The organism is Flavobacterium sandaracinum (assembly GCF_004349135.1).
GTDB lineage: Bacteria > Bacteroidota > Bacteroidia > Flavobacteriales > Flavobacteriaceae > Flavobacterium > Flavobacterium sandaracinum.
On the sequence record NZ_SMFN01000037.1, the window covers coordinates 1 to 9,866 of the forward strand.

8 protein-coding genes and 1 pseudogene are annotated in these 9,866 nt (G+C 34.8%); 4 read left to right on the plus strand and 5 right to left on the minus strand.

Annotated elements, in window-relative coordinates; genetic code table 11:
* Both E0F91_RS17190 and E0F91_RS17195 read left to right on the plus strand, forming a co-directional pair.
* Positions 1–265: IS3 family transposase (locus E0F91_RS17190; protein WP_132066767.1), on the plus strand; the 265-nt coding region annotated here is incomplete at its 5' end.
* Positions 266–334: 69 nt separating this feature from the next.
* Positions 335–733: a hypothetical protein gene (locus tag E0F91_RS17195; protein ID WP_132067593.1), complete on the plus strand. Its 399-nt coding sequence runs from the start codon at positions 335–337 to the stop codon at positions 731–733.
* Positions 734–867: 134 nt separating this feature from the next.
* Here E0F91_RS17195 and E0F91_RS17200 read toward each other — a convergent pair whose 3' ends face one another.
* Positions 868–1,806, minus strand: coding sequence for an L-threonine 3-dehydrogenase (locus E0F91_RS17200; protein ID WP_132067594.1), 939 nt, complete (start codon positions 1,804–1,806; stop codon positions 868–870).
* Positions 1,807–2,030: 224 nt separating this feature from the next.
* On the opposite strand from E0F91_RS17200, the gene E0F91_RS17205 reads away from it, so the two are divergent.
* Positions 2,031–2,636, plus strand: a complete 606-nt coding sequence (locus E0F91_RS17205) for a hypothetical protein (protein ID WP_132067595.1) — start codon at positions 2,031–2,033, stop codon at positions 2,634–2,636.
* On the plus strand, positions 2,629–6,006 hold the full coding sequence (gene mfd, locus E0F91_RS17210; RefSeq protein WP_132067596.1) for a transcription-repair coupling factor: 3,378 nt from the start codon (positions 2,629–2,631) through the stop codon (positions 6,004–6,006). The genes E0F91_RS17205 and mfd overlap by 8 nt, the downstream gene beginning before the upstream one ends.
* Before the next feature lie 5 nt (positions 6,007–6,011).
* On the opposite strand, the gene E0F91_RS17215 is transcribed toward mfd, so the two are convergent.
* The 4 genes and pseudogenes from E0F91_RS17215 to E0F91_RS17880 all read right to left on the minus strand — a co-directional run.
* On the minus strand, positions 6,012–7,115 hold the full coding sequence (locus tag E0F91_RS17215) for a hypothetical protein (RefSeq protein WP_132067597.1): 1,104 nt from the start codon (positions 7,113–7,115) through the stop codon (positions 6,012–6,014).
* Positions 7,116–7,755: 640 nt separating this feature from the next.
* Positions 7,756–8,823: an SDR family oxidoreductase gene (locus E0F91_RS17220; protein ID WP_132067598.1), complete on the minus strand. Its 1,068-nt coding sequence runs from the start codon at positions 8,821–8,823 to the stop codon at positions 7,756–7,758.
* Between the two features lie 93 nt (positions 8,824–8,916).
* Positions 8,917–9,480, minus strand: a complete 564-nt coding sequence (locus E0F91_RS17225) for a Crp/Fnr family transcriptional regulator (RefSeq protein ID WP_132067599.1) — start codon at positions 9,478–9,480, stop codon at positions 8,917–8,919.
* A 162-nt stretch (positions 9,481–9,642) separates the two neighbouring features.
* Positions 9,643–9,866, minus strand: a pseudogene (locus tag E0F91_RS17880) (IS4 family transposase); the annotation flags it as partial.

Here is a 9,866-nt window from a genome sequence, read left to right on the forward strand (position 1 = left end):
AATGCGACAATATCAACAGCTCTTAAAGGAAAAAGGAATTAAACAAAGTATGTCAAGAAAAGGCAATTGCTTAGATAATGCTATCATTGAAAACTTCTTTGGAATACTCAAATCGGAGTTGTTCTATCTTAAAAAGTACAACTCAATAAATCAATTAAAAAAAGAGATTCAAGAGTATATAGTATATTACAATAACGACAGAATTAAATCAAATTTAAACAAAATGAGCCCGATACAATATCGAGCTCATTATTATCAAAATTAATTATAAATTTGTCTAAACTTTTGGGTGCAGTCCAGTTTGGGGTGTTTTTATTTCTTGTTTTCAGGAGAAATGAAGAAGCAAGAATATACAACAGTTTTGATTGATATTAACGATATTTCTTTAGCACATTACTGTATTAATAAATCAATGACAAAAGCTGAATTTAGTTTTTACCTTAAGGGATATGAAACTAAGCATGCGAGAGAGGAGGGAGTTAGAAAATCTAAAAATGGTCTTGCGACTAGTCTAGGTATTCCTACATTTATTTTCACTCTCTATAGTTCTACTATTTTTTCTCCTAAACCAGAAAAACCTAAGAAATTAAAAACTTTAGAAGGAATAAACTATATAACACTAAAAGAATTTCAAAGTAATAATTATCAATGTACTAGTAGTGTTTATATAATTCATAAATTAAAAGACGGCACTTATTTAAAATGGAAAACATACTATTTATCTGAAGAATAAAAATAGTGGTTATATAAAGACTCTATTGTAAGCTCTGCTCTCCGAAATGATCCTTTATAGCACAGATACCACAAATGTCTCCTGAATCATGTCTTCGTAAATCAAGGTGGTAAAATTGCTTTCAATGAAGAAAACTATTTCAAATGCTCCAGCATATCCACGGTCATGCTTTCCAAATCATACTCATGTTTCCAATTCCAGTCCTTTCTAGCTTCAGCATCATCAATACTGGCAGGCCAGCTATCAGCTATTTTTTGACGGAAGTCAGGATTATAAGTAATGGTAAATTCTGGAATATGTTTCTTGATTTCGGCAGTAATTTCCGTTGGTGTAAAACTCATCGCAGCAAGATTGTACGAAGATCGAATTTTGATTTCTTCAACCGGCGCTTGCATGATTTGGATGGTCGCAGCAATCGCATCATCCATGTACATCATCGGCATTTTAGTTTCAGAGGATAAAAAACATTCGTATGTTTTGTCAGCAAGTGCTTTGTGAAAAATATCCACCGCATAATCTGTAGTTCCACCACCAGGAGGCGATGACCAACTGATTAAACCCGGATAACGGATGCTTCTTACATCTACACCAAAAATATTATGGTAATATTCACACCATCTTTCGCCTGCTTGTTTACTGATTCCGTACACCGTTGATGGCTCCATGATCGTGTATTGTGGCGTGTTTTCTTTAGGAGTTGTGGGTCCAAAAACGGCAATACTCGAAGGCCAGAATATCTTTTTTATTTTTCCGGCTTTCGCCAAATTCAAAACGTGAAACAACGAATTCATATTTAAATCCCAAGCAAAAGCAGGGTTTTTCTCGGCTGTCGCTGATAATAAAGCAGCCATCAAATACACATCGGTGATTTGATGCAATTCTACTAAATGTTCAATTTGATTGAAGTCCAACGCATTCACTACTTCAAAAGGACCGGAATTCACCACATCAATATTTAACTTTCGGATATCGGAAGCAATTACATTTTCGGTTCCGTATAGTTGTCGCAATTTTTGGGTAAGCTCTGTTCCTATTTGGCCACAAGCGCCAATAATTAATATTTTTGTACTCATTTTTGTCTGTTTTGAAAAACAAAGATAACGTTTTCGCTAATAACATAATTTTGATGAAAATGATTATAAAAATCTTAAAATACGTTTTAAAAACACGTTAAATTTCTTAATTTATTATGTTTTTAAGTATAAAAATTAGTGAAGCAATATTAGATTGTTATTCGAATACTGGAATTCATTATTGTAAATTTACTTTGTAACTTTGTGCTTTAATGAAATTAAAAATGAAATACAATTTAGCCGTGTTCTTTTCGCTGATTTTCCTTTTGTTGTCTTGTAAAGATGACAATCAAAAACGCATAGCCGAGAATAAAAAAGAGATGCAAAAAAGAGCAGTCGTTTTCAAAAACATAGAAAAAGGTTGGGTTTTATATGATGAGCCAGTAACCGAAGCGGGTGAAAAAAGTATCGCATCTTGGAACGAATGGCGAATTTTTTTAGCAGAATTAGCCGTAAAACCAAAAAAAACGATTAGAGCTTTTCAGCAAAAATCAAAAGCGCTTTCTAAAAAAGTGATGGCTTTAGATGACAATATTCCGTATGAATACAACAAACCTCCAATAAAAAGTAGAATTTCGACTCTGATTACTAAAGTTCGATTGTTGGATTTATTCATTCATTTGGACAACATTCCAGATAAAAAAGTAACGTTATTGGTTTCAGAAATCAACTTAGAATTGGTTTCTCTTCAAAGACAAATGGATAAAATTGTCGAGAAAAGTAAAATTCCAATCGAAGAGGGAGAATCTGATCTACTAAAAATGATGGATACCACAAGAGCTATTCCTAATACACCTATAATCGACCCAAATATACCACGCGTTGAGTAAAACAGCCTTATATACTACCTACGATAATTCGCCAAAAACCCAGCAAATTGTTGCTCGTCTATTGGAAAATAACCAAGTAAAAATGCATCTATCGGGACTTTTAGGTTCTGCATTTTCATTTGTGATTCGGTCGATTTTCAAGAAATCCGAGCTTCCTTTTTTACTAGTTTTAAACAATAAAGAAGAAGCTGCCTACTATTTGAATGATTTAGAACAAATGATTGGCGAGCAAGATGTGCTCTTTTATCCGGGCTCTTTTCGCCGTCCCTATGAAATTGAAGATACGGATAATGCTAATGTTTTATTGCGTGCCGAAGTATTAAACCGCATCAATTCCCGCAAGAAACCGGCCGTTATTGTCACCTATCCCGAAGCCTTATTCGAGAAAGTAGTAACCCGAAAAGAATTAGATAAAAACACGTTGAAAGTTGCCGTTGGTGATAAGATCTCTATCGATTTTATCAACGAAGTGCTGTTCGAATACGAATTCAAAAGAGTTGATTTTATTACAGAACCGGGAGAATTTTCGGTTCGTGGAGGAATTGTCGACGTGTTTTCATTTTCAAATGATAATCCGTACCGAATCGAGTTTTTTGGAGATGAAGTCGAGAGCATCCGTACGTTTGATGTTGCCACGCAATTGTCCATTGAAACACAAAAAAAAATTACGATTATCCCAAATGTTGAAAACAAAGTTTTTCAGGAAAACCGGGAGAGTTTCTTAGATTATATTTCGGAGAAAACGGTAATTTTTATTCAGAATACTGAAGATTTTTTATTGCAATTGGACAAACAATTTGGCAAAGCCGAAGAAGCTTTCGCAAAATTATCTCAAGAAATTAAACGTTCAACGCCTGAACAATTGTTTTTAAACCAAGCGGAATTTATAAAAAGAGCCTTGGATTTTTCGATCGTCGAGTTGAGTTCGAAAGCAATTTTTAGAACTACTAAAAAATTCGAATACTACATTCAGCCACAACCGTCGTTCAACAAACAATTTGATTTGTTGTTGAATAATCTTAATGAAAATCATTTTAACGGATACAAAAATTATTTGTTTTGTTCGAATGATGCGCAAGCCAAACGTTTTCATGACATTTTCGAAACCTTGGATGAAGCGAATTCTGAGAATATTCGTAAGCAATACCACACTGTTGTTTTGCCTTTGTACCAAGGGTTTATTGATGAAGAAAATCAAATAACGTGTTACACCGATCATCAAATTTTTGAACGCTATCATAAATTCAACATCAAAAATGGCTATTCGAAAAAACAAAATATTACTTTAAAAGAACTCACGACTTTATCCGTTGGCGATTATGTGACCCATATCGATCACGGAATTGGGCGTTTTGGAGGATTGCAAAAAATACAAGTCGAAGGCAAAACACAAGAAGCCATCAAGCTCGTTTATGCCGATAATGATATTGTGTATGTGAGTATTCACTCGCTGCACAAAATTTCAAAATACAACGGAAAAGACGGAACGCCACCCAAAATTTACAAATTGGGGTCGAATGCTTGGAAGATTTTAAAACAAAAAACCAAGGCGCGCGTCAAACATATTGCGTTCAATTTGATTCAATTGTATGCTAAAAGAAGACTTGAAAAAGGATTTCAGTTTGCGCCCGACAGTTACCTGCAAAATGAACTAGAAAGCTCGTTTATCTACGAAGATACACCGGACCAAACCAAATCAACGGCAGAAGTAAAAGCCGATATGGAAAGCGATCGTCCAATGGATCGTTTGGTTTGTGGTGACGTAGGTTTTGGTAAAACCGAAGTCGCTATTCGTGCGGCTTTCAAAGCGGTTGACAACAGCAAACAAGTTGCAATATTAGTTCCTACCACTATTTTGGCATACCAACATTACCGAACTTTTACAGAGCGATTGAAAGATATGCCGGTTTCTGTGGGATATTTAAACCGTTTTAGAACGGCCAAACAAAAAGCCGAAACGCTAAAACAATTGGCCGAAGGAAAACTGGATATTGTCATTGGAACGCATCAATTGGTAAATAAAAATGTAGTTTTCAAAGATCTTGGATTGTTGATTGTAGATGAGGAACAAAAATTTGGTGTCAACGTAAAAGACAAACTCAAGACGATTGCTGCTAACGTGGATACATTGACACTAACAGCAACGCCAATCCCAAGAACCTTGCAGTTTTCATTAATGGCAGCTAGAGATTTGTCCGTGATTACAACGCCACCGCCCAATCGTTATCCTATTGAAACGAATGTAGTTGGTTTTAGTGAAGAGATGATTCGGGATGCGATTTCGTATGAAATTCAGCGAAACGGACAAGTATTTTTCATCAATAACCGCATCGAAAACATCAAGGAAGTGGCCGGAATGATTCAGCGTTTGGTGCCAAATGCCAGAGTTGGAATTGGTCACGGCCAAATGGACGGAAAAAAACTCGAGGAATTGATGTTGGCTTTCATGAACGGAGAATTCGATGTTTTGGTGGCAACCACCATTATCGAAAGCGGATTAGACGTTCCCAATGCGAATACGATTTTTATCAATAATGCGAATAATTTCGGCTTGTCTGATTTGCATCAAATGCGAGGCCGAGTTGGGCGTAGCAACAAGAAAGCGTTCTGCTATTTTATCTGTCCGCCGTATTCTGCCATGACTGATGATGCCAGAAAACGAATTCAAGCTTTGGAACAATTCAGCGAATTGGGAAGCGGATTCAATATTGCGATGAAAGATTTAGAAATTCGTGGTGCCGGAGATTTATTGGGTGGCGAACAAAGTGGTTTCATCAACGAAATTGGTTTTGATACGTATCAAAAGATCATGAATGAAGCCATTGATGAATTGAAAGAAAACGAATTCAAAGATTTGTATCCGGAGGAAAACAATTTGGAAACCAAAGAATACGTGAAAGACTTGCAAATCGATACTGATTTTGAGTTGTTGTTTTCGGATGAATACATCAATAATGTTTCGGAGCGATTGAGTTTGTATAATGAGTTAGGTGCTGTAAAAAACGAAGAAGAATTAATCGTATTCCAGAACAAATTGATCGACCGTTTTGGTCCAATGCCGCCTCGTGCCAAAGCATTAATGAATAGTATCCGAATCAAATGGATTGCAACCCGCATTGGAATCGAAAAATTAGTGATGAAAAAAGGCAAGATGATTGGATATTTCATTTCGGATCAACAATCAGATTATTATCAATCCAAACGCTTCAATCAAGTGCTGCAATTTGTACAAAAAAATAGTGCTATTTGTAAAATGAAAGAAAAACAAACGCCTGCTGGATTGCGACTTTTATTGACTTTTGATAATGTGAAAAATACGAGAACAGCGCTAGAGTTTATGGAGTTGTTGGGAGGTAATCAAGATAAGTAGTATGATTATTTGATTAAATAGGTATACTTTTTTAATCTTCCTGCCTTTCTAATTTCAAACAAATCTTCGACATAATAGCCATAGTTAACTGTAATTTTTCCATCTATTACAGTGTGGTAAGCAGCTGGGAAATTTTGATGGATTTCATTATAATATTTATCTTCATACTCAAACTCAATTGGATCTGTGAAACTTATTTTCTGTGGTGTATAAGAATCAGGCGAGATCGTGTTAAAAAGTCCTTTAGGTTTTAATGGTGATGCCCACCTTCCTTCTTTAGTCTTGTAAACATCATCAAATAAATATTTTATTTGAATTAATTCTCCTTCGTATTCTAACACATAGAATAAACAATAATCATATTCAACAAAACTAGACTTAAATGGAATATAATTTTGTTCTAGTGGCTTTTCATGAACGTATGATGTAAATTGAATAGTATCTTTTTTAAAATCGCCATAGATATTTTTAACCACTGAATATTTTGATACCGATCTTGAATCCAAAGAAACGCCATTGCAATAACTAGAAGGAGAAATCCAAGATTTAATTTTCTTACCTATAAACACATATAGTTTTGTTGGCTTTTCAGTATGTTGAGGCCAAACTTCACATGGTTCAAGTTTTAATTTAACAGTATTTTTTTTCTTCTTAACTAAATCAGCAACCAAGAATTTTTCAGTGGTGTGATAAGTAGATTCAAAAAATAGGGAGTCAGATAGTCTAGCATTTATTTCAAAATTACCCAAACTATCTGTTTTTGCTCTATAATTTCTGTCATTTAATAACTTTACAAGAATTTCTGAGTATTTAATAAACTCTAGATAGGAATTGTCATTTCTATTTTTAAATTTCGAATTCTCTTTCCAATACGTATATAAAGATTTACTATGTTTTCGCAATTTATTTATAGTGTCATTTTTGATAATATAAACTATGTGATCATTAAATTCTCCTGAATTAAATGCTTGTCCTTTTACTACTATTTCCTGTGAAAAAAGCATTTGAACTGATAGTAAAAATAATATAGTACATTTTTTCAATTGGTAATTATTTATAAATCTTAAATATAAGTTTTTTCCTTTAATTTTATTTGAAATGTCTCGCAAATTTTAATCGTCGTTTCCATTTTATAAAGTCAAAGCAACGAAAAAGCACGAGAAATATTATAGTTATTGGAAACGAATAGAACATTATTACAGCTTCCAGCCTTCCTCTTTAAAAGAGTTTCGACAGTAATTTGTAGGTTGTCTTATTTTCCAAATGATATATAAAAATAATTAATCGTGTACCAATAATTGCTAATCATTCATCAAAAAAACTTATTCCTAGGTATATCTACTGTACCCTCTTCAACGTATTCAATCAAAGCTATTAACCAATACTATCTGTAAGTAGCAGAAATAGTTCCGACTACAGAATCTAATTTTTGAACTAGTAAGTTATCTAAAATTGGTAAATTCATATTTTAAATCAAGCATACAATTCAGCAACGTCAAAAAAGAAAATAACCTAAAAGCTTGATATTACTAGTTCCGTCCTTAGTTAGATCCCGATAGCCGGAGCTTTTTGAAAAGACTTTACAGTGATGAAAGTTCTTTTTTGTTTTAAAGCGAGAGTGAAAATATAATTATTATTAGGAAGTCATAAAACCAGCTTTGCACATTCACCGTTACAATAAATAGAAAAAGAGGATTCAAAACGTTTTGAATCCTCTTTTTGCATTTATTGTAGACTAACTTAAAATAATTACGGAATCAATCGATCCACGCGAAGCTTTTCAAACAAATCATAAAACGAATCCTCGGTACTTTGATAAACAGTAAAACCTAATTTCCTGCTTTTGGACATGTCCGTCATCACTTCTATTGGTCGGCCCAAATCAAGATCCGTATGCCATGGCGAGGCTAACTGGTTTACATCGGATTCTTGCAATCCATTTTCGGAGGCTATTTTTTTCCAAATTGCAGCATCTTCATTCATTTGTTCCTCAAGAGGATGAATCGTACCATCAAAACCAATTGCCTCAATTCCGAACGATTCCGCTAATTTATTCCACAACCATTTCCAACGAAAGAAATCTCCATTGACCACGTTGAACGCTTCGTTTTGGGCAGCCTCTGTAGTGGAAGCCCATATCAAGTGCGCTGCTAAAACTCTGACATCGGTAACATCTGAAAGTCCGTTCCATTGTGCTGCTGAACCCGGCCACTGAAATGGCTTGCCCGTTGCTTTACAAATACTAGCGAATACAGCCAGCGTAGTCCCCAAATTCATTAAATTCCCTACCGCTTTCCCTATGATGGTGTGCGGCCTGTGGATGCTCCATGTAAAACCATCTCGCGCGGCAGCAGCATAAACTTCATCTTCTTGGGCGTAATAAAAATTTTCTAAATCAAGACGCGGTTGTGATTCTCTAAGTGGTGTTTCGGGCAAGAACCCTTCTTTGGCGTAAGCCTCAAACGGTCCTAGATAATGTTTCAGTCCGGTGACAAGCGCCACATGTTGCACGGATTGATGCGGTGCTAACGCCGAGAGCAGGTTTCGAATCATCAAGCTATTTACACGTATATTTTCGGCTTCAGAATCCTGACGCATCCACGTGGTAATGTACACATGCGTAGGTAAAACCTCTTTTAAAGCTATTTTTAAATTCTCTAAATCCAAAAGATCAGCTGCTACAGGATGCAAGTTTTTGCTGTTTTTTGGTGGGTTTCTGGCCAGTCCAAAAGTGGTCCAACCTTTGGCGATAAGCTGATCTGCGAGGGTACTACCAGTAATTCCGGTTACTCCTACTACGAGTGCTCTATTTTCCATGTTTGTATTTTAAAATTATAAAATACAAATTTCGGGAATGCGACAAAGACTATACAGGACATAGCGCACAGATAAAGTGTGACCTAAATCACGTCAGTGGGACAACCGACTTAAAGTTTCTCTTGAAATTCCAAGATAAGAAGCAACTAAAGTTTTGGGAAGGCGCTGAATCAAGTCGGGATACAACTGAATAAATTGCAGGTATCTTTCCTCAGAATTCTTACTCATTAATGATAGAATTCGGTTTTGAAGCGCAATATTGCCTGCCGTCATTTTTTGCAGAAAGAAGAATTCCATTTTGGGTAATGCTACGCAGAGTTGATCTCTATTTTCCAGCGTAATATAATAGGTTTGCGCGTCTTCCAAGCAATCGATATTGAGTGTGGCGTTTTCTCCCTTATAAAATCCTTGATTGTCTGTAATCCACCAATCTTCCATGGCAAATTGCAAAATATGACTCTTGCCTGATTGATCTAAATAAAACGAACGCAACAATCCTTTTACCACAAAATGAACATAAGGAACTGGAGTCTCCTGCTGGACAATGTATTGGTGTTTTTTATATTTACCAATTGAAAAATAAGAAAGCACGAGTTGAAATTCATAATCCGTTAATGGTACAATTTTTTCAATTTGTCTTCTTAATATTTCTTGCATAAGGCTGTTTTTAAATAATTGGATAAAATTACAATTAAAAAACTACGGACCAACAGTAAAAGAATTCCTGATTAAAAGACTTAAAAACACTGCTATCCGAAAGTTTTGAATAAAACTTAAAAACCCTTTGTTAAGTATTGTATTTGTTATAATTGTTGTTCTTTATTGAGAAAATAAGTCAGGTTTAAACAGCATTTTGTTTTGTTTTATTACTTTTTTTGCACCTTCATTAACTTGATTGCAAACATATTCTATGCTTAGATAAAAAGCTAAACATACTCTTATTTTTTCTACAAAATTAGAAAAGGTTTTTACTTTCTTGGCTATAGTTCTGTTTATGAGTTCTAATAACAAGTAACTTATTAAGGCGACATATATTTGAGATT

Bases quoted from the DNA above. Each gene is read 5' to 3' on its own strand.
- E0F91_RS17200 (WP_132067594.1), bottom strand. From the start codon at position 1,806: ATGAGTACAAAAATATTAATTATTGGCGCTTGTGGCCAAATAGGAACA.
- E0F91_RS17225 (WP_132067599.1), bottom strand. From the start codon at position 9,480: ATGCAAGAAATATTAAGAAGACAAATTGAAAAAATTGTACCATTAACG.
- E0F91_RS17220 (WP_132067598.1), bottom strand. From the start codon at position 8,823: ATGGAAAATAGAGCACTCGTAGTAGGAGTAACCGGAATTACTGGTAGT.
- E0F91_RS17195 (WP_132067593.1), top strand. From the start codon at position 335: ATGAAGAAGCAAGAATATACAACAGTTTTGATTGATATTAACGATATT.
- E0F91_RS17205 (WP_132067595.1), top strand. From the start codon at position 2,031: ATGAAATACAATTTAGCCGTGTTCTTTTCGCTGATTTTCCTTTTGTTG.